This window comes from Stenotrophomonas sp. YJH_SMC_32 (genome assembly GCF_059369975.1).
The window spans coordinates 285,193-302,676 of record NZ_JCAFTE010000002.1 but is presented as its reverse complement, the minus strand read 5'-3'; the positions used below and the strand labels follow the sequence as shown (position 1 = coordinate 302,676).

The window sequence follows — 17,484 nt, the reverse complement described above, 5'->3', positions numbered from 1 at the left end:
CACCGGTGCGGACATCGCGGTGCATGCGCAGGGCCTGACTCGCCGCTTCGGTGAACTGCTGGCCGTGGACAAGGTCGACCTGACCGTCCCGCGCGGGCAGGTGTACGGCTTCCTGGGCCCGAACGGGTCAGGCAAGTCGACCACCATCCGCATGCTGTGCGGCCTGCTGGAACCCAGTGCGGGGCAGATCGAGGTGCTGGGCCTGGCGGTTCCCGAGCAGGCCGAAGCACTGCGCCGGCGCATCGGCTACATGACCCAGCGCTTCTCGCTGTACGAAGACCTGTCGGTACGCGAGAACCTGGAATTCCTCGCCGCCATCCAGGACCTGCCGCGCAACCAGGCCCGGCAACGGGTCGATGCGCTGCTGCAGCAGTACCGGTTGCAGGACCGGCAGCCGCAGCTGGCCGGCACGCTCAGTGGTGGACAGAAGCAGCGCCTGGCCCTGGCCGGCGCCGTGGTGCATTCGCCCGAACTGCTGTTCCTGGATGAGCCGACCAGCGCGGTCGACCCAAAATCGCGCCGCGACTTCTGGGAGGCCCTGTTCGAACTGGCCGACGCGGGAACCACGGTGCTGGTGTCGACCCATTACATGGACGAAGCCGAGCGCTGCCATCGCCTGGCGATCCTTGATCGCGGCGCACTGGTGGCCGACGGCACGCCGGCCGAGCTCTGTTCACGGCTGCAAGGACGCACGCTGCAGGTCACGTCATCGCAGCCACGCCAGGCCAGCCGCGTGCTGGCCGAGCTGCCCGGCGTGCTGAGCGTGGCGCAGATCGGCACCCATCTGCGCGTGCTGTGCAATGAGGGCGCAGCGGATGTCGCAGTGCTGCGGCGCGCGCTGGCCAGCGCCGACCCGCAAGCGCATATCGAAATCGTGGCGCCGAACCTGGAGGACGTGTTCGTGGCCGCCACCCGTGGCCGTGGCAGGGAGCCAGCGGCATGAACCTGCGCAGGCTGTGGGCGATCATGCTCAAGGAGCTGCGGCAGCTGCGCCGCGACCGCATCACGCTGGCGATGATCGTCGGCATTCCGGTGATGCAGCTGCTGCTGTTCGGGTATGCGATCAACCTCAACCTGCGCCACCTCGATGCGGGTATCGCCGACCAGGCCAACAGCGCCGCCTCACGCGCGCTGGTGCAGGACATGGTCGCCACCGGCGTGATCACGCCACGCAGCGAGGCCTACACGCCGGACCAGCTGATGCAGGCGCTGCGCCGCGGCGAGATCAGCGTCGGCATCGTGGTGCCGGCGGACTTCGAGCGTCGCCGCTTCGATGGACGCGAAGCAGTACAGGTGCTGGTCGATGGCAGCGACACCGTGGTGCAGAGTGCGGCGATCCAGCTGGCGCAGGTGCCACTGGATACGCGCCCGACCAGCAATACGCGGCCGCTGCGCGAAGGCAGCATCGCCAGTGGTCCGGTCAGCGTGACCAGCTTCTACAACCCGCAGCGGCGCTCGGCGGTGAACATCGTACCGGGCCTGATCGGGGTGATCCTGACCATGACCCTGGTGATGTTCACGGCGGTAGCGGTGGTGCGCGAACGCGAGCGCGGCAACATGGAACTGCTGATCGCCACGCCGGTGTCGCGCAGCGAGCTGATGGTCGGCAAGGTGCTGCCCTATGCGGCCATCGGCCTGCTGCAGACCACGCTGGTGCTGGTGCTGGGCACCTGGCTGTTCCAGGTACCCATTCGCGGCAGCCTGCTGGACATCTATCTGGCCGCGGTGCTGCTGGTGCTGGCCAACCTGGCGCTGGGCCTGCTGATCTCCACGCGTGCGCGCTCGCAGTTCCAGGCGATGCAGATGACGCTGTTCCTGTTCCTGCCGTCGATCCTGCTGTCGGGCTTCATGTTCCCGTTCGCCGGCATGCCGCGGCCGGTGCAGTGGCTGGCCGAAGTGCTGCCGCTGACCCACTTCCTGCGCCTGGTGCGCGGCATCATGCTGCGCGGCGCCTCGCTGTGGGAGCTGTGGCACGACGCACTGGCGCTGCTGGCCTTCATCGTGGTGATGATGACCCTGGCGATCCTGCGTTTCCGCAAGCGCCTGGATTGAAGGCAGGGGGTCGGATCCCCGCAGGGGCTCCGACCCCCTTTGCCGGGGACTTATTCCGCAACCACCCGCGCGCGCAGCGAATTGGTCAGCGCTTCGGTGATCACCACATCCACGAACTGCCCGATCAGGCGCGCAGGCGCCGGGAAATTCACCGACCGCATGTTCTCGGTCTTGCCGGTCAGCTCGTTCGGGTTCTTGCGCGACGGCCCTTCCACCAGCACGGTCTGCACGGTACCGACCATCTTCTCCGAGATGCTGGCGGCGTGCGCATTGATGCGTTCCTGCAGGCGCGACAGGCGCGCATGCTTCTCGGCATCGCTGATCGTGTCCTCCAGATCGGCCGCCGGCGTACCCGGTCGACGCGAATAGATGAAGGAGAAACTGTGGTCGAAGCCGATGTCCTCGATCAGCTTCATGGTCTTCTCGAAGTCGGCATCGGTCTCGCCGGGGAAGCCGACGATGAAGTCCGAGCTGATTGAAATGTCCGGGCGCACCGCGCGCAGCTTGCGGATCTTCGACTTGAATTCCAGCGCGGTGTAGCCGCGCTTCATCGCCGACAGCACGCGGTCGCTGCCGGCCTGCACCGGCAGGTGCAGGAAGTTGGCCAGCTGCGGAACGTCGCGGAACGCATCGATCAGCGAATCGCTGAACTCGAGCGGGTGCGAGGTGGTAAAGCGGATGCGGCCGACCCCATCGATCTCGGCGATGGTGCGGATCAGCAGGCCGAGGTCGGCAAACTCACCGTCTCCATACGGGCCGCGATAGGCGTTGACGTTCTGGCCGAGCAGGTTGATCTCGCGCACGCCCTGCGCGGCGAGCTGCGCCACTTCCACCACCACGTCCTCGAACGGGCGGCTGACTTCGGTGCCGCGGGTGTAAGGCACCACGCAGAACGAGCAGTACTTGGAACAGCCTTCCATGATCGACACGAACGCCGAGGCACCTTCGGCGCGTGGCTCGGGCAGGCGGTCGAACTTCTCGATCTCGGGGAAGCTGATGTCCACCTGCGGGCGCTTCTGCTCGCGGCGTGCGCGGATCAGTTCCGGCAGGCGATGCAGGGTCTGCGGACCGAACACAAGGTCCACGAACGGGGCGCGCTTGATGATCGCTTCGCCTTCCTGCGAGGCAACGCAGCCGCCCACGCCGATGATGACCTCGCGGCCCTTGTTCTTCAGGCCCTTCCACACGCCGAGTTGGCTGAACACCTTCTCCTGCGCCTTCTCGCGGATGGAGCAGGTGTTGACCAGGATGACGTCGGCGTCGTCCGGGCTGTCGGTCAGTTCCAGGCCATCGCTGGCGGCAAGCACGTCGGCCATCTTGGCCGAGTCGTACTCGTTCATCTGGCAACCGTGGGTCTTGATGTACAGCTTGCCCTTGACCTGGTCAGGCTTGCGCGGACCAGCGGGCAGGGCAACGAGCGGGGTACCGCCCGGCGTGGCGGGCGGAAAGACGTCTGGCGTCCCGGTCATGGCGCTTAATCCATTCGGGTGGCGGGAAAGCGAGCAATTCTACCCGCATCCCGCGCCAGCCGCCGCGCCCTTGTAGAGCCGAGCCCACGCTCGGCTGCTCTTCCCGCTTCCCATGGGGCAGCCTGGCATGGCCTGGCTCTATTGAAGCCAGCCGAGCGTGGGCTCGGCTCTACAAGGGGGCGCTGCTTACGCCGCACAAGGGGGCGCTGCTTACGCGGCCGCCAGCTCCGCATCGATCTGCCGCGAACGGTCGAAGGCGGTCATCGCGCTCATCCGTGCGATGTAATCAGCCGTGGCCGGCGCAGGCTGCACCAGGCCGAAGGCCGTGGTCCAGGCCAGCGCATTGCCCCACAGCACGTCGGCGGCACTCATCGTCTCGCCGAGCAGGTACGGGCCCTGCGCCAGCTGAGCCTCGACCACCTGCAGCACGGTCTCGGCGTCGTTGTACGGCGACATCAGGCGCGGCGGCGGCTCGCGGTGCATCGCCTTGTCGATCATCGCCGGCTCGAAACAGGCACCGTAGAAGGCCATCCAGCGCAGGTAGGGGCCGCGCAGGGCGTCGCCGATCGGCGGCGCAAGCCCGGCCTCCGGATACAGGTCGGCCAGGTACAGATAAATGGCGACCTGCTCGGTCACCAGTGCGCCGTTGTGGACGATGGCCGGCACCTTGCCCATCGGGTTGATGGCCAGATAGGCCGGGGCCAGGTTGGCACCGGCCTTCAGGTCCAGCACCTGCATGCGGTAGTCGGCACCCAGCGCTTCGAGCAGGGCCACGGCGCCGCTCGAACGGGATCTGGCGGCGTGGTACAGGGTGATCTGGCGTGAGTTCATGGCATTGCTCCTTGCGGTGGGTGGGTGAACTGGAAGCCATCCTCAGGCACTATTGCGGACGACTTCTGTCCTCGATTCTTCATGCGTCATACCGCCCATCGACTGCTGCGCCTGATCGCCCTGCTGCAGGCCCGCCGCCAGTGGTCCGGGGCTGAGCTGGCCGAGCGCATGGGCGTGGACCGGCGCAGCATCCGCCGTGATATCGAACGCCTGCGCGAACTGGGCTATCCGGTGCGGGCCTCATCGGGGGTCGGCGGCGGCTATCAGCTCGGGGCAGGGGCACCGGTGCTGCCGATGCTGCTGGACGAGGACGAGGCGACGACCCTGGCGATCGCCCTGCGTGCCGCGTCAGCGACCGTCGCTGGCATCGACGACACCGCGCGGGGCCTGTTGTCCAAGCTCGATCCGCTGGTCCCCACCCGTCGCCGGCGGCAGGCCGGCGAGGTGCATGCGGCGACGGCCACCCTGTCCGACCTTCCCTCTACCGACGCACGCCTGCTGGGACGGCTGGCCCAGCACTGCCGGCAGGCGTCACGGCTGGCCTTCGAGTACCGCAGTGCGCAGGAGGAGGTGACCCAGCGCGAGGTCGAGGCGCAGCACCTGGTCAACTATGGGCGGCGCTGGTACCTGCTGGCCTGGGACCTGGGCCGCCAGGACTGGCGCACCCTGCGCGTGGACCGGATGGGCGCGGTGCGCGAATGCTCCGGGCCGGGCATGCATCGGCGCCCGCCCGCGCCCCCGGACGTGATGGTGCGGCAGGCGGTCAGCCAGGCGCCCTTCGCGCTGCAGGCGATCGTCCGCCTGGCCGGCAGCCGCACCGAGCTGGAAGGGTGCATCCCGCCGTGGTGTGGTGTGCTGGAGGCTGATGGTGCCGACCATTGCCTGTTGCGCATGGGCGCCGAGAGCCGCGGCATGATGCTGGCGCAGATCCTCAGCCTGGACCGGGTGCCGGTGGCGTTGTGGACCACACCGCCGGGCCTGCGCGATGAGCTGGCACAGCGTTTGGCCGGATTGGGCCAGGTGCTGGCTGTGCCGCCGGTCACAGGCTGAGCCACATCGCTTGGCAAGCCCCGGCGAAGCTGGGACACTCGCGGCATGAAGGGGATACTGGGGACAACGGCGATCATCATCGCTGCGCTGACCGCTGCGCCGGCCAGCGCTGGCACCCTGTACAAGTGCCAGGGCGCCGACGGGGTCACCAGCTACGTTAGCAAGCGAGTGGCCGGCGCGCGTTGCAGCAGCATCAGCTACAGCCGTGATACCCGCCCGGCACCGCGCCCCGTGGTGGCCGCACCGAAGCCTGCGCCGACCTCGGTGGCCAGCATCGAACGCAATCCGGTCGCCGTGGCGGCCAGCGCCGCTGCGCCCGCTGCAGTCGCGCCGACGCCTGCTGCACCCGCGCCTGCAGCGGTACCGACGGCCTCGCGGGCCGGGCGGATGGTCAGCGGCCAGGTCTATTCCTTCATGAAGGATGGGGTGCGCCACTACACCAGTGCGCGGCCGACCCAGGTCGCCAACCTCGGCCCGGTGCGTACCATCCGCTACAGTTTCATGGAGCGCTGTTATGCCTGTGGCGTCAACCCACGCGTGGACTTCGGTTCGGTGCGCTTGAACACCACCGCGTTCCAGACCGAGATCACCTCGGCCGCACGCGAGTTCGGCGTCGAAGAAGCCGTGGTGCGCGCCATCATCCACGCCGAGTCGGCCTACAACCCGACCGCGCTCAGCCGCGCCGGCGCGCAGGGCCTGATGCAGCTGATGCCGCCGACCGCGGCCCGCTTCGGGGTCAGCGATTCCTACGATGCCGCGCAGAACATCCGTGGTGGCGTGCAGTATCTTGCGTGGTTGCTGAAGCGCTTCAATGGCGACCTGACCCTGGCTGCGGCCGGCTACAACGCCGGCGAAGGCGCGGTCGACCGCCACGGTGGCGTGCCGCCCTACAGCGAGACCCAGTACTACGTGCGCCGGGTCGGACAGCTGGCCGAGCGTTACCGCACCGCATTGACACACCAGTAGTGCCGGCCGCTGGCCGGCCACCCCGTAATCAATGTTGTTGCAATGCGTTGTGTGGCGCGCGACGGTTCCGCTACACTCGCCCATGATTCAATGCGGCTCTGGCCCCCACCGGATCCGCTGGCAGCCTTAAAGCTACCTAATCAATATCGGAGTGCCGGATGGCCAACGATGGGGTACACGATCCAGTCAACACCGGACGTCGGCGTTTTCTTTCTGCCACCACTGCTGTGGTTGGCGCCGTCGGCGTCGGATTCACCGCCGTTCCTTTCATCAAATCCTGGAACCCCAGTGCCCGTGCCAAGCTTGCCGGTGCACCGGTGGTCGCCGACATCAGCGCCCTGCAGGAAGGCCAACGCCTGATCGTGGAGTGGCGTGGCCAGCCGATCTGGATCGTAAAGCGGTCCAAGGCGATCCTGGATGCACTGCACGGGCTGGATGGCCGCCTCAAGGACCCCGAGTCCGGCGAGAAGGACCAGCAGCCGGACTACGTGCTGAAGCAGAACCCCGAGCTGCGCTCGATCAAGCCGGACATCTCCGTGCTGGTCGGCCTGTGCACGCACCTGGGCTGCTCGCCGGAAATGGTCGCCGAGATCCGGCCTGAGCCCTACGACCCGCAGTGGAAGGGGGGCTACTTCTGCCCCTGCCACAAGTCGCGCTTCGACATGTCCGGCCGCGTCTTCAAGGATGTGCCGGCACCGATCAACCTGAAGGTGCCCGCGCACCATTACCAGGACGACAACACCATCATCATCGGTGTCGATCCGCAGGGGGCAGCCTGATGGCCAATATCCTCGCCCGTACCGCCAGCGGCGTCGCCGACTGGGTCAATGCCCGCGCGCCGGGCCTGATGCCGGTCTACCGCAAGCACGTTACCGAGTATTACGCGCCGAAGAACTTCAACATCTGGTACTACTTCGGTTCGCTGGCACTGCTGGTGCTGGTCAACCAGATCGTCACCGGCATCTTCCTGACGATGCACTACAAGACCAACGCCGCCGAGGCGTTCGGCTCCATCGAATACATCATGCGTGATGTGGAGTGGGGCTGGCTGATCCGCTACATGCACTCCACCGGCGCCTCGCTGTTCTTCATCGTGGTCTACCTGCACATGTTCCGTGGCCTGCTGTACGGCAGCTACCAGAAGCCGCGCGAGCTGGTGTGGATCCTGGGCATGCTGATCTACCTGGTGCTGATGGCCGAAGCCTTCATGGGCTATGTGCTGCCGTGGGGCCAGATGTCGTTCTGGGGCGCCAAAGTGATCATCTCGCTGTTCGGCGCGATACCGGTGATCGGCAACGGCCTGACCGAATGGATCATGGGCGACTACCTGCCCAGTGACGCCACGCTCAACCGCTTCTTCGCGCTGCACGTCATCGCACTGCCGCTGGTGCTGCTGTTGCTGGTGGTGCTGCATCTGGGCGCGCTGCACGAAGTGGGGTCGAACAACCCCGATGGCGTGGAGATCAAGAAGGGGCCGAAGGGCAACCGCTGGTCGCCGAATGCTCCGGCCGACGGTATTCCGTTCCATCCGTACTACACGCTCAAGGATGGTGTCGGCGCCGGCTTCCTGCTGATCATCGCCGCCTTCATCATCTTCTTCGCACCGGGCTTCGGCGGCCTGTTCCTGGAACACGACAACTTCACCGAGGCCAACCGGCTGGTGACCCCCGAACACATCAAGCCGGTCTGGTACTACACGCCTTACTACGCGATGTTGCGCGTGGTACCGAACAAGCTCGGTGGCGTGCTGGTGATGTTCTCGGCCATTGCGATCCTGTTCCTGGTGCCGTGGCTGGACAAGGCCAGGGTGAAGTCGGTGCGCTACCGCGGCTGGATCTCGAAGGTGATGCTGGGCGTGCTGGCGGTGTGCTTCGTGTGGCTGGGCGTGATCGGCTCCGGCCCGGGCACCGACGTGCATGAAACCTACATCGGGCGGGTGCTGACCTTCCTGTACTTCGCGTTCTTCATCACCATGCCGCTATGGACAAGGTTGGACAAGACCAAGCCGGTACCGGAGAGGGTGACCACGCATGACTGAGCGCTGGATGGTCCGGCTGGCCCTGACGGCCACCCTGATGCTGGGCAGTTTCCTGGCCTCCGCCGCCGAGGGCGGCACCAAGCTGCTGCAGGCCGGCAACGACCTCGGTGACCGCGCCTCGCTGCAGCGGGGTGCGCAGCTGTACATGAACTACTGCTCCGGCTGCCACGCGCTGAAGTACCTGCGCTACTCGCGGATGGCGCAGGACCTGGGCCTGACCGAAGAAGAGGTGATGAACAACCTCAACTTCACCGGCTCGGCGATCGGCGACCCGATCCCGGTGGCGATGCCCAAGGAAAACGCGGAGAAGTGGTTCGGCAAGATGCCGCCCGATCTCAGCCTGATCGCGCGTGTGCGTGGCAGCGACTGGGTCTATACCTATCTCAAGTCGTTCTATCTGGACAGCAGCCGCCCGCTGGGCTGGAACAACGCGCTGTTCGCCAACGCCTCCATGCCCAACCCGCTGTGGGAGATGCAGGGGCTGCAGCATGCGGTGCACGGCAAGGCGGAAGCGCCCGGTATGGACCCGCCGGTGACCGGCCTGAAGATTGAAACGCCGGGATCGGTGGACGCCGGGCAGTACGACCAGGCCGTGCGGGACATCACCAACTTCCTCGAATACGCCGGCGAACCGGCCGCACTCAAGCGCCAGCAGCTGGGCGTGTGGGTGATCCTGTTCCTGGCCCTGCTGACCTTCCTGCTGTACCTGCTGAAGAAGGAATACTGGAAGGACGTTCACTGATTCTGCCACCGGCCATCGCATGGGCCTATTGGCTTTTGTGATGGTCGGTTGCACACTCGGGGAGGAGTCGACCGCTGGCACGGTGCCGGCGGCGCCGATGCGGCAGGCGGTCTCCTGTCGTGGGAGAGCCTTTGATGGCGGCGAGCGTACGCATGCGCAATACACTGACGCTGTTTTCCTCGAACGACGACGTACTGTGCCACCGTGTACGCCTGGTCCTGGCGGCCAAGGGCGTCACCTTCGACTTCGTTCCGGTCGATCCGCAGAACCCGCCTGAAGACCTGATCGACCTCAATCCGTACCACTCGGTGCCGACCCTGGTCGAACGCGAGCTGGTGCTGTACGCCGCATCGGTGGTCAGCGAGTACCTGGATGAGCGCTACCCGCATCCGCCACTGATGCCGGTCGACCCGTTGTCGCGTGCACGCATCCGCCTGGCCATGCTCCGCATCGAGCACGACTGGGTGCCGCAGGTGCAGGCCATCCAGCTGGGCAACAAGACCCAGGCCGAGGCCGGGCGCAAGCGCCTGAAGGAACTGCTGACCGCCTCGCTGCCGCTGTTCAAGGCCAGCAAGTTCTTCCTCAACCCGGAAATGAGCCTGGCCGACTGCGCGATGGCGCCGATCATCTGGCGCCTGCAGTCGCTGGATGTGCCGCTGCCGAAGGACGGCAAGGCGATCGAGGACTACGGCAACCGCATCTTCCGCCATCCGGGATTTGTCCGCAGCCTGACCGAGCAGGAAAAGAAACTGCGCGACCTGCCGGTCTGATCCGGCCCCGCGTTACCCGTCTGCACGCCGACCGGCGTGCAGACGATCCGCCCCGGCGGGGCGCCGGGCGCGTACACTTCACGCATGACCGAAGACTTCTTCCACATGACCAGCCACCGCCCGTACCTGCTGCGGGCGCTGGTGGAATGGATCAACGACAACCAGCTGACCCCGCACATCCTGGTCGACGCCGGCGTCCCCGGCGTGCAGGTCCCGCCTTCGGCGGTCAAGGATGGCCGGGTCGTGCTCAACATCGCCGAACGTGCCGTGGTGCGGCTGATGATCGACAACGAAATGGTGAGCTTCTCGGCCCGCTTCTCCGGAACCAGCTACCCGGTGCAGGTGCCGATCAGCGCCGTGCTGGCGGTCTACGCCCGCGAGACCGGGCAGGGCATGGCATTGCCGGATGACATTCCGGGCAACGAAACCGCACCGACCCGCGATGAGCTGCTGCACGAGGAAGGCACGCCGCCGGACGACACGCCGCCGGCCAGTCCGCCGCCGAAGGGCCGCCCGAACCTGCGCGTGGTCAAGTAACCCTTCCGACGCCGCCCCGATGGGCGGCGTTTTTCTTTGCAGGTTTTACCGGTGGGTGCCGGAATTGTGTGGGTGCCGACCGTTGGTCGGCACACCTTCAGTTCTTACACATCCTCGGCGTCCTCCACATCCGGCCGGATCTGGCTGATCCGCGCGGCACCGGGGCCGGTGAACGAGATCAGCTGGTCGCCACGCAGCACCATGCGGCCCACGTGGCGATCGATGCCATCGTAGGAATACTCGAACTTGAAGGTGCGCTCGAAACCGAGCCGGCCATCTTCGCCACGCGACAGTCGCAGGCCGGTGGCGTGCACCGCCTGGTCCAGCCACTGCACGTCGGCGGCGCGGCAGGCATTGCGTCCCAGCTCGACCGCGCGCTCGGCGGCCGAGCGTGCGGCGTTCCAGAAGAAGTAGATGATTCCGCCGGCAATCAACAACAGCAGCAGGGTAGGCATGGCGTCAGCCGTCAGAGGTCGATCCGGCAAAGATGGCGGCGAACGTGCGCTGGATCAAGCACGGGTATCACCGCCTCGGCGGTGGCTGGCCCGTCGTCGGCGCTGCGGGCGCGTTGGCCGGTACGGCCTGCATCGGCGCTGCGGAGGGTGACGGCATCACCAATGGCGCAGTCGCGGTCAGCTGCAGCAGCGCTGCCCAGTCCTGGCGGTTGAAGCTGCATTCGTCCTCGCGGCCCGGCGTGCAGCTGGGGTCGATGCCGGTGCTGTTGCGTTCGCGTGCCGGGGGCAGCTTGATCAGCCCGGTGCGGTCCAGCGGCAGCAACCGCATCGCCACGGTGTTCATCACGTTGCCACCGACCAGGTACAGGGTCTGGTCGCCTCCCAGGTTGGCAGCCACCACCACTTCGCAATGCGATTTCCAGTGGCCCACCGAACCGTTGCCCAGCGCCTGCACCAGCCCGCTGTAGCTGAGCGTCGTGCTGCGGTCGCGCAGGAAGCACAACAGGTCGCCCGGTGCGGGCTTTGCGGTCGCGGGATCGACCAGCCGGTACGGCACGCCCGAGGGGCCGCCCTGGTACGCGGCACGGATGTAGTCGATGTGGCGCGGCGACGTGTTGAAGCCGGGAACGCCGGCCTGCACCATCACCCAGGAAATGAAAGCGGCCGACCACGGGTTGTCGATCAGGAACGCGCGGCAGTCGCTGTCGGTGTAGCGCGTGCCCAGTGGTGCCAGGCAGCTGCTGGCGCCGGCGATGCTGCCCATCGCATTGAGCGTGCCGCTGTTGCGCCAGTAGCCGGCCACGCGCTGCCAGGCGATCAGGCCGTTGTCGGCCAGGTGATCGCTTTCGGCTTCGGTGACGCTGAGGCTGGCGGCGCGGCCATCGCGATCGATGAAGGGCCGGAACCACAACCGGTGCTCGTTGCAGGCGGTATTGCGGATGGCCACCGCCAATGGGCTCAGGCCGAAGCGGGGAGGGACATCGCAGGCTTCAGCGGCTGCGGCGGACAAGGGGGCTGCCGCGAGCAGCAGACAGGCAGGCAAGAGCATCCGGCGCATGCGCGGCTCCTGTGGGGGATGCCCGCAGCGTCGCAGAGGCTGGCGTAGCCGAGCCGTGAAGGCGCCCGGGTCGTGTAGAGCCGAGCCTACACTCGGCTCATCGCGCAAAGCGGGTGCCGGGCGCGCCGCAGATCGAGAAGCAGCCGAGCGTGGGCTCGGCTCTACAAGGTCCCGTAGGCCTCAAGCCGGCGGCGGGCCCAGCTTCAACGACAGATCGATGGCCTGCACATGCTTGGTCAGTCCGCCGATGGAGATGCAATCGACGCCATCCTCAGCGATCGAGCGCAGGCCGCCCAGGCCGACGCTGCCGGAGACTTCCAGCGGAATGCGTCCGGCGGTGATGCGCACCGCCTCGCGGCGCAGGTCGGGACTGAAGTCATCCAGCAGGATGCGTTCGCAACCGGCTTCGAGCGCCTGGCGCAGCTGTGCCAGGTCTTCGACCTCGACCACCAGTGGCAGCGCAGGCCACTGCCGGCGTGCGGCGGCCACCGCCGCGGCCAGCGAACCGGCGGCGCGGATGTGGTTCTCCTTCAGCATCACCGTGTCGTACAGGCCGAAGCGGTGGTTCTCGCCGCCGCCGCAGCGCACCGCGTACTTCTGCGCCAGGCGCAGGCCGGGCAGGGTCTTGCGGGTGTCGAGGATGCGGGTACCGGTACCGGCCACCGCAGCCACGTAGCGGGCAGTGGTGGTCGCGGTGCCGGACAGCGTCTGCAGGAAGTTCAGCGAAGTGCGCTCGGCACTGACCAGGCTGCGGCTGCGCCCGTGCAGCAGGGCCAGCACGGTGCCGGCGGTGACGGCATCGCCTTCGGCGATGTGCCATTCAATGCGCACGTCAGGGTCGAGCGCGCGATGGGTAGCGTCGAACCAGGGGCGCCCGGCGATCACCGCATCCTGCTTGCACAGCAGGTAGGCGCTGTCGGCCTGGTCGGGGAGCAGGGCGGCGGTGACATCACCGCTGCCCAGGTCCTCGGCCAGCGCGCGCGCGACATCGGCGGCGACAACGGCCGCATCCGGCGTCGGCAGCGTGCTCATGCCGCCGGGAAGTCGGCGATCTGGGCGGTCGGAATGGCTTCCTCGGCCAGCAGCACCGGGATGCCGTCGTCGACGCGGAACACCTGCTTGCGGTCACGGGTGACCAGCGCCTCGCGCAGCGGCTGCGCCAGCGGGTTGCCATCGGCCTTGGTCACCGTGCCGGCGGAAATGGCCTTGTTGAGGGCTTCCAGGCCCTTGCCATCCAGCAGGGACAGGGGCTGGCGGGTGTCCGGGGACACCAGCAGGTCGAGCAGCTTGCGATCCATGGTTCTTCGTCTTGCGTGGAAGACGGCTAGAATACGTCTTTAAGGCAGGTGACGGCCAATGACCCCCAACCCGATCGCGCCGCTTGTCGGCATCGTCATGGGTTCCCGTTCCGACTGGGAAACCATGCAGCACGCCGCCCAGAAGCTTGAAGCCCTGGGTGTTCCGTTCGAAGTGAAGGTGGTGTCCGCGCATCGGACGCCGGATGTGTTGTTCAGTTACGCCGAGCAGGCGGGCCCGCGTGGCCTGCGCGCGATCATCGCCGGTGCCGGCGGGGCCGCGCACCTGCCGGGCATGATCGCGGCCAAGACCGCCGTGCCGGTGCTGGGCGTGCCGGTGCAGTCCAAGGCCCTCAACGGAATGGATTCCCTGCTGTCGATCGTGCAGATGCCGGCCGGCATCCCGGTCGCCACCTTCGCCATCGGCAACGCCGGCGCCTCCAACGCCGCGCTGTTCGCGGCGGCGATGCTGGCCAGCGACCAGCCGGCGATCGGCCAGGCGCTCGATGCCTTCCGTGCACGCCAGACCGAAGACGTGATGGCCCACGACGATCCGCGCCAATGAGCCTGACTGTCGGCATCCTGGGCGGCGGCCAGCTCGCCCGCATGATGGTCCTGGCCGGTGCGCCGCTGGGGCTGCGCTTCGAACTGTACGACCCGGCCGCCGACGCCTGCAGCGGCCCGCTGGCGCCGCTCACCGTGGGCGCCTTCGACGACCGCCAGGCCTTGGCGGACTTCGCCGCCAAGGTCGATGTGGTCACCTTCGATTTCGAGAACGTGCCTGCCGACAGTGCACAGTTCCTGGCCGACCGCGTGCCGGTCTATCCGCCGCCGGGCGCGCTGGCGGTGGCCCAGGACCGGTTGAGCGAGAAGACCCTGTTCCAGCAGCTGGGTATTCCGCTGCCGGCCTTCGCCGACATCCGCAGCCGCGACGAGCTGGCGGCGAAGGTGGCTGAGTTCGGCCTGCCGTGCATCCTCAAGACCCGCCGCCTCGGCTACGACGGCAAGGGTCAGTTCCGCCTGCGCAGCGAAGCCGACATCGACGCCGCATGGGATGCGCTCGGTGCCCAGGTGGAGCGCACCGGACTGATCCTGGAAGGCTTCGTGGCCTTCCAGCGCGAGGTCAGCGTGGTGGCCGTGCGTGGCCGCGATGGCAGCTTCGAAGCCTGGCCGGTCACCGGCAACTGGCATGTCGACGGCGTGCTGTCGGCCAGCGTGGCACCGGCGGTGCTGTCCGACGCCGAGCAGCAGGCAGCGATCGGCTATGCCCGCCGCGTCGCCGAGCACCTGCAGTATGTGGGCGTGTTCGCGCTGGAGCTGTTCTGCCGTGATGGCGAACTGCTGGCCAACGAGATGGCACCGCGCGTGCACAACTCCGGCCACTGGACCATCGAAGGCAGCGAGACCTCGCAGTTCGAGAACCACCTGCGTGCCGTGCTGGGCCTGCCGCTGGGCAGCACCCGCATGCTCGGCCATGCCTGCATGCTGAACTGGCTGGGCGAGATGCCCGATCCGGCGCCGGTGCTGGGTCAGGCCAGTGGCCATTGGCACGATTACGGCAAGGAGCCGCGCGAAGGTCGCAAGGTCGGCCACGCCACGTTGCGCGACGATGATGCCGCTGCATTGGCCGATGCGCTGGACCAGGTCGGCCTGGAGCTGGACCGCCAGGCCCAGGTGGCGCCAGCAGTGCACGCGCTGCGCAACCGCTGAGCCCGGGCGTGCCGGCCAATGGCCGGCACAACCTTGTATGCCTGCAACGGTGTGGCGCGCCGGTGCAGGCATCGGCGCACCATTGCCGGTGGTAGCGTGGAGCTCCTTTCACAGGAGTCACGACCATGCTCGACTGGAATGCCTACCGCAAGGAACTGAAGGGCCGCATCGGCGAGATCGGCAAGCTCTCGCCGGACACGGTCAAGGGCTACGCCACCCTGGCCAATGCCGGTGCCCAGACCAACCATCTGGATGCCAAGACCCGTGAGCTGATCGCATTGGCGGTGGCGGTGACCACCCGCTGCGACGGCTGCATCACCGTGCACGTGGACGCTGCGCTGAAGCATGGCGCCAGCCGCGAGGAAATCGCCGAAGCACTGGGCGTGGCGGTGTCGCTCAACGCCGGCGCGGCGCTGGTGTACTCGGCGCGGGTGATGGACGCGGTGGCTGCGCACGAGAACGCGTGAAGCTCCGCTCTGCATTTCGGTAGCGCCGGCCGCTGGCCGGCAACCCCGGTGTCCTTGTACGTCCAGTGGGTTGCCGGCCAGCGGCCGGCACTACCCCGTGACCGAGCCGCTGCCTCAGCGCAGCTGGCTTTCGGCGAATTCCCAGTTGACCATCTGCCAGAAGGCATCCAGGTAACGCGCGCGATCATTCTGGTAATCGGTGTAGTAGGCGTGCTCCCAGACATCGCAGCACAGCAGCGGGGTGCTTTCGCCGGTCAGTGGCGTGCCGGCGTTGCGGGTGGCCTGGATGCCGAGCTGGCCACCGGGGTGCTGCACCAGCCACACCCAGCCCGAGCCGAACAGGCCCAGCGCGGTGCGGTTGAATTCCTCGCGCAGGCGCTGCGCATCACCGAACTGGCGCTTGACCAGCTCGCCCAGCCGGCCCTGCGGCTCGCCGCCGCCGCGCGGGCGCAGGCACTGCCAATAGAAGCCGTGGTTCCAGGCCTGGGCGGCCGCATCGAACAGCGTGCCCTGGGCATGGCGCACGATCTCTTCCAGTGACGCCTCCTCCCACTCGGTGCCGAGAGTGCCGGCGTTGACCGCGTCAACGTAGGCGCGGTGGTGGCGGCCGTGATGCAACTCAACGGTCTGCGCGGACAGGTGGGGCTGCAGGGAGCCGGGGAGGTAGGGCAGGGCAGGCAATTCGACGGGCATGGACAGGTTCGTGGCCAGGGGGACGGCGGCAGCCTGTTCCATCCGCTTACAATGGCGGCTACCGTGGGCAGTCTAGCCGACCATCACGGTCGGTTTGTCCGGCGAAGCAAGGAGTGTGGTTGTGGCGGTAATGCAGCAAATCCAGGCCGAGGTCGATCGTTACCCGCTCGTGCTGTTCATGAAGGGCACCCCGCAATACCCGATGTGCGGCTTTTCCAGTCGCGCCGTGCAGGCGTTGATGGCAGCCGGCGCCGTCACCCTGCGCACTGTCAACGTGCTCGAAGAGCCGGAGATCCGCGCCAACCTGCCGCGCTTTTCCAATCTGCCGACCTTCCCGCAGCTGTTCATCAACGGTGAGTTGATCGGCGGCTGCGACATCGTCATGGAACTGTTTGAATCCGGCGAGCTCAAGCGCATCGTCGAAGAGGCGACCCAGGGATGAGTGCCTGGCCGTCGACGTCACCGACTGACGGGGCGATCGATGGCCGCCCGTTGCAGGATCGCGTCGTACTGGTCGCCGGCGCCGGGGGAGGGCTGGGCAGTGCCGCGGCGGTCGCCGCAGCCGCAGCCGGTGCCACCGTGGTCCTGCTGGGACGCAAGCCGCGCCGGCTGGACCGGGTCTATGCCCAGGTCCAGGCGGTCGGTCCGGAACCGCTTCTGTACCCGCTGGACCTGGAAGGCGCCAGCCCCGATGACTATGCCGAACTGGCCCAGGCCCTGCAGCGCGAGCTGGGGCGGCTGGATGGACTGCTGGTATGCGCCGCGCATTTCCCCGGGCTGACTCCGTTTGAACTGGCTGACCCGGCCAGTTTCGCCCGTGCGGTCCATGTCACCCTGACCGCACCGGCCTGGCTGGCCCAGGCCTGCCTGCCGCTGCTGCGGCAACGCGAGGATGCCGCCATGGTGTTCGCGGTCGATGCCCCCGACCGGGTGGGGCAGGCCTATTGGGGGGGGTATGGCGTAGCCCAGCACGGCCTGCGTGGCCTGATCGCCAGCCTGCACGATGAACTGGGCCGCAGTCCCGTCCGGGTCAGCGGCCTGTACCCCGGCCCCCTGCGCACGGCGCTTCGGGCCCGCGCCTATTCTGTGGACCAGGACCCAGCTGCGCAAGGCCCGGAAGCCGCGGCGGCCGCTGCGGTGACCCTGCTGTCCGCCGCTGGGAGCGCCTGGCGCGGACAGATTCTCGATGCCAGTGAGACGCCTCGGGAAAGGTGAGCCCTGTGGGAAGACGGAGTGAAGAACCCGTCACGATTGCGTTGCGAACCGGTGCCGTTTGTCGCACAACCGTCACATTGATGGCGTAGCGTGTTAATCTAGTGTTAACCGTTAGGGCTGCCTTCAGCCGAGCGGTA

General features: G+C 67.4%; 21 protein-coding genes. 14 read left to right on the top strand and 7 right to left on the bottom strand.

What is annotated here, in order from left to right; translation table 11 throughout:
• The first annotated feature begins 19 nt into the window (after nucleotides 1-19).
• Both AC5P7S_RS05470 and AC5P7S_RS05465 read left to right on the top strand, forming a co-directional pair.
• A complete protein-coding gene (locus AC5P7S_RS05470; protein WP_095378302.1) occupies nucleotides 20-943 on the top strand; it encodes an ABC transporter ATP-binding protein in 924 nt (307 codons plus the stop codon).
• Nucleotides 940-2,052 carry an ABC transporter permease gene (locus AC5P7S_RS05465; RefSeq protein WP_095378301.1) on the top strand — a complete coding sequence of 371 codons (1,113 nt, stop codon included), beginning with the start codon at nucleotides 940-942 and terminating at the stop codon, nucleotides 2,050-2,052. The genes AC5P7S_RS05470 and AC5P7S_RS05465 overlap by 4 nt, the downstream gene beginning before the upstream one ends.
• Nucleotides 2,053-2,102: 50 nt before the next feature.
• Here the strand turns inward: AC5P7S_RS05465 and miaB are convergent, their stop codons facing one another.
• Both miaB and AC5P7S_RS05455 read right to left on the bottom strand, forming a co-directional pair.
• A complete protein-coding gene (gene miaB / locus AC5P7S_RS05460) occupies nucleotides 2,103-3,521 on the bottom strand; it encodes a tRNA (N6-isopentenyl adenosine(37)-C2)-methylthiotransferase MiaB (protein ID WP_049435924.1) in 1,419 nt (472 codons plus the stop codon).
• A 210-nt stretch (nucleotides 3,522-3,731) separates the two neighbouring features.
• The gene (locus tag AC5P7S_RS05455; protein WP_005415942.1) at nucleotides 3,732-4,352 is read right to left on the bottom strand and encodes a glutathione S-transferase family protein; all 621 of its coding nucleotides are present in this window, start codon (nucleotides 4,350-4,352) and stop codon (nucleotides 3,732-3,734) included.
• 81 nt (nucleotides 4,353-4,433) lie between these two features.
• Between AC5P7S_RS05455 and AC5P7S_RS05450 the strand changes: the two genes are divergently transcribed.
• The 7 genes from AC5P7S_RS05450 (at nucleotide 4,434) to AC5P7S_RS05420 (ending at nucleotide 10,455) form a co-directional block, all read left to right on the top strand.
• Nucleotides 4,434-5,402 carry a helix-turn-helix transcriptional regulator gene (locus tag AC5P7S_RS05450; RefSeq protein WP_095378745.1) on the top strand — a complete coding sequence of 323 codons (969 nt, stop codon included), beginning with the start codon at nucleotides 4,434-4,436 and terminating at the stop codon, nucleotides 5,400-5,402.
• Nucleotides 5,403-5,447: 45 nt separating this feature from the next.
• Entirely contained in the window at nucleotides 5,448-6,368 is a 921-nt protein-coding gene (locus AC5P7S_RS05445) for a lytic transglycosylase domain-containing protein (protein ID WP_070489546.1), read from the top strand.
• Between the two features lie 158 nt (nucleotides 6,369-6,526).
• On the top strand, nucleotides 6,527-7,147 hold the full coding sequence (gene petA / locus AC5P7S_RS05440) for a ubiquinol-cytochrome c reductase iron-sulfur subunit (protein WP_004151998.1): 621 nt from the start codon (nucleotides 6,527-6,529) through the stop codon (nucleotides 7,145-7,147).
• Nucleotides 7,147-8,406, top strand: coding sequence for a cytochrome b (locus tag AC5P7S_RS05435; RefSeq protein WP_005415946.1), 1,260 nt, complete (start codon nucleotides 7,147-7,149; stop codon nucleotides 8,404-8,406). The genes petA and AC5P7S_RS05435 overlap by 1 nt, the downstream gene beginning before the upstream one ends.
• Nucleotides 8,399-9,148, top strand: a complete 750-nt coding sequence (locus tag AC5P7S_RS05430; RefSeq protein ID WP_049414892.1) for a cytochrome c1 — start codon at nucleotides 8,399-8,401, stop codon at nucleotides 9,146-9,148. Before AC5P7S_RS05435 ends, AC5P7S_RS05430 begins: the two co-directional genes overlap by 8 nt.
• A 134-nt stretch (nucleotides 9,149-9,282) precedes the next feature.
• Nucleotides 9,283-9,918: a glutathione S-transferase N-terminal domain-containing protein gene (locus tag AC5P7S_RS05425; protein WP_005415948.1), complete on the top strand. Its 636-nt coding sequence runs from the start codon at nucleotides 9,283-9,285 to the stop codon at nucleotides 9,916-9,918.
• 84 nt (nucleotides 9,919-10,002) lie between these two features.
• Nucleotides 10,003-10,455 carry a ClpXP protease specificity-enhancing factor gene (locus tag AC5P7S_RS05420; RefSeq protein ID WP_005415949.1) on the top strand — a complete coding sequence of 151 codons (453 nt, stop codon included), beginning with the start codon at nucleotides 10,003-10,005 and terminating at the stop codon, nucleotides 10,453-10,455.
• A 104-nt stretch (nucleotides 10,456-10,559) separates the two neighbouring features.
• Here AC5P7S_RS05420 and AC5P7S_RS05415 read toward each other — a convergent pair whose 3' ends face one another.
• From AC5P7S_RS05415 to AC5P7S_RS05400, 4 genes are all read right to left on the bottom strand, one after another.
• Nucleotides 10,560-10,910: a DUF3301 domain-containing protein gene (locus tag AC5P7S_RS05415; RefSeq protein WP_005415950.1), complete on the bottom strand. Its 351-nt coding sequence runs from the start codon at nucleotides 10,908-10,910 to the stop codon at nucleotides 10,560-10,562.
• 67 nt (nucleotides 10,911-10,977) lie between these two features.
• Complete coding sequence (locus AC5P7S_RS05410) at nucleotides 10,978-11,967, bottom strand: DUF2272 domain-containing protein (RefSeq protein ID WP_032954068.1); 990 nt, start codon at nucleotides 11,965-11,967, stop codon at nucleotides 10,978-10,980.
• Nucleotides 11,968-12,147: 180 nt separating this feature from the next.
• A complete protein-coding gene (gene nadC / locus AC5P7S_RS05405; protein ID WP_005415952.1) occupies nucleotides 12,148-12,999 on the bottom strand; it encodes a carboxylating nicotinate-nucleotide diphosphorylase in 852 nt (283 codons plus the stop codon).
• Nucleotides 12,996-13,265, bottom strand: a complete 270-nt coding sequence (locus tag AC5P7S_RS05400; RefSeq protein ID WP_005415953.1) for a Trm112 family protein — start codon at nucleotides 13,263-13,265, stop codon at nucleotides 12,996-12,998. Before AC5P7S_RS05400 ends, nadC begins: the two co-directional genes overlap by 4 nt.
• A 58-nt stretch (nucleotides 13,266-13,323) precedes the next feature.
• Here AC5P7S_RS05400 and purE point away from each other — a divergent pair, with 58 nt between their 5' ends.
• The 3 genes from purE (at nucleotide 13,324) to AC5P7S_RS05385 (ending at nucleotide 15,439) form a co-directional block, all read left to right on the top strand.
• Nucleotides 13,324-13,827: a 5-(carboxyamino)imidazole ribonucleotide mutase gene (purE, locus tag AC5P7S_RS05395; protein WP_005412808.1), complete on the top strand. Its 504-nt coding sequence runs from the start codon at nucleotides 13,324-13,326 to the stop codon at nucleotides 13,825-13,827.
• On the top strand, nucleotides 13,824-14,972 hold the full coding sequence (locus AC5P7S_RS05390) for a 5-(carboxyamino)imidazole ribonucleotide synthase (RefSeq protein WP_095378748.1): 1,149 nt from the start codon (nucleotides 13,824-13,826) through the stop codon (nucleotides 14,970-14,972). Before purE ends, AC5P7S_RS05390 begins: the two co-directional genes overlap by 4 nt.
• A gap of 125 nt (nucleotides 14,973-15,097) precedes the next feature.
• Nucleotides 15,098-15,439, top strand: coding sequence for a carboxymuconolactone decarboxylase family protein (locus AC5P7S_RS05385; RefSeq protein ID WP_019659022.1), 342 nt, complete (start codon nucleotides 15,098-15,100; stop codon nucleotides 15,437-15,439).
• A 114-nt stretch (nucleotides 15,440-15,553) separates the two neighbouring features.
• Here the strand turns inward: AC5P7S_RS05385 and AC5P7S_RS05380 are convergent, their stop codons facing one another.
• On the bottom strand, nucleotides 15,554-16,132 hold the full coding sequence (locus AC5P7S_RS05380; RefSeq protein WP_032954072.1) for a superoxide dismutase: 579 nt from the start codon (nucleotides 16,130-16,132) through the stop codon (nucleotides 15,554-15,556).
• Nucleotides 16,133-16,253: 121 nt separating this feature from the next.
• Here AC5P7S_RS05380 and grxD point away from each other — a divergent pair, with 121 nt between their 5' ends.
• Together grxD and AC5P7S_RS05370 are read left to right on the top strand one after the other, a co-directional pair.
• A complete protein-coding gene (gene grxD / locus AC5P7S_RS05375; protein ID WP_005415957.1) occupies nucleotides 16,254-16,574 on the top strand; it encodes a Grx4 family monothiol glutaredoxin in 321 nt (106 codons plus the stop codon).
• Nucleotides 16,571-17,347 (top strand): SDR family NAD(P)-dependent oxidoreductase, encoded by a 777-nt coding sequence (locus AC5P7S_RS05370; RefSeq protein WP_095378751.1) that lies wholly within the window; start codon nucleotides 16,571-16,573, stop codon nucleotides 17,345-17,347. Before grxD ends, AC5P7S_RS05370 begins: the two co-directional genes overlap by 4 nt.
• Nucleotides 17,348-17,484: the final 137 nt, after the last annotated feature.

What these genes read in the sequence shown, in the direction of transcription:
- AC5P7S_RS05380 (WP_032954072.1), bottom strand. Translation starts at nt 16,132, where the DNA reads ATGCCCGTCGAATTGCCTGCCCTGCCCTACCTCCCCGGCTCCCTGCAG.
- miaB (WP_049435924.1), bottom strand. Translation starts at nt 3,521, where the DNA reads ATGACCGGGACGCCAGACGTCTTTCCGCCCGCCACGCCGGGCGGTACC.
- AC5P7S_RS05435 (WP_005415946.1), top strand. Translation starts at nt 7,147, where the DNA reads ATGGCCAATATCCTCGCCCGTACCGCCAGCGGCGTCGCCGACTGGGTC.
- AC5P7S_RS05370 (WP_095378751.1), top strand. Translation starts at nt 16,571, where the DNA reads ATGAGTGCCTGGCCGTCGACGTCACCGACTGACGGGGCGATCGATGGC.
- AC5P7S_RS05425 (WP_005415948.1), top strand. Translation starts at nt 9,283, where the DNA reads ATGGCGGCGAGCGTACGCATGCGCAATACACTGACGCTGTTTTCCTCG.
- AC5P7S_RS05455 (WP_005415942.1), bottom strand. Translation starts at nt 4,352, where the DNA reads ATGAACTCACGCCAGATCACCCTGTACCACGCCGCCAGATCCCGTTCG.
- AC5P7S_RS05420 (WP_005415949.1), top strand. Translation starts at nt 10,003, where the DNA reads ATGACCGAAGACTTCTTCCACATGACCAGCCACCGCCCGTACCTGCTG.
- nadC (WP_005415952.1), bottom strand. Translation starts at nt 12,999, where the DNA reads ATGAGCACGCTGCCGACGCCGGATGCGGCCGTTGTCGCCGCCGATGTC.
- AC5P7S_RS05410 (WP_032954068.1), bottom strand. Translation starts at nt 11,967, where the DNA reads ATGCGCCGGATGCTCTTGCCTGCCTGTCTGCTGCTCGCGGCAGCCCCC.
- AC5P7S_RS05430 (WP_049414892.1), top strand. Translation starts at nt 8,399, where the DNA reads ATGACTGAGCGCTGGATGGTCCGGCTGGCCCTGACGGCCACCCTGATG.
- AC5P7S_RS05400 (WP_005415953.1), bottom strand. Translation starts at nt 13,265, where the DNA reads ATGGATCGCAAGCTGCTCGACCTGCTGGTGTCCCCGGACACCCGCCAG.
- AC5P7S_RS05445 (WP_070489546.1), top strand. Translation starts at nt 5,448, where the DNA reads ATGAAGGGGATACTGGGGACAACGGCGATCATCATCGCTGCGCTGACC.
- purE (WP_005412808.1), top strand. Translation starts at nt 13,324, where the DNA reads ATGACCCCCAACCCGATCGCGCCGCTTGTCGGCATCGTCATGGGTTCC.
- AC5P7S_RS05465 (WP_095378301.1), top strand. Translation starts at nt 940, where the DNA reads ATGAACCTGCGCAGGCTGTGGGCGATCATGCTCAAGGAGCTGCGGCAG.
- petA (WP_004151998.1), top strand. Translation starts at nt 6,527, where the DNA reads ATGGCCAACGATGGGGTACACGATCCAGTCAACACCGGACGTCGGCGT.
- AC5P7S_RS05390 (WP_095378748.1), top strand. Translation starts at nt 13,824, where the DNA reads ATGAGCCTGACTGTCGGCATCCTGGGCGGCGGCCAGCTCGCCCGCATG.
- AC5P7S_RS05415 (WP_005415950.1), bottom strand. Translation starts at nt 10,910, where the DNA reads ATGCCTACCCTGCTGCTGTTGTTGATTGCCGGCGGAATCATCTACTTC.
- AC5P7S_RS05450 (WP_095378745.1), top strand. Translation starts at nt 4,434, where the DNA reads ATGCGTCATACCGCCCATCGACTGCTGCGCCTGATCGCCCTGCTGCAG.
- AC5P7S_RS05385 (WP_019659022.1), top strand. Translation starts at nt 15,098, where the DNA reads ATGCTCGACTGGAATGCCTACCGCAAGGAACTGAAGGGCCGCATCGGC.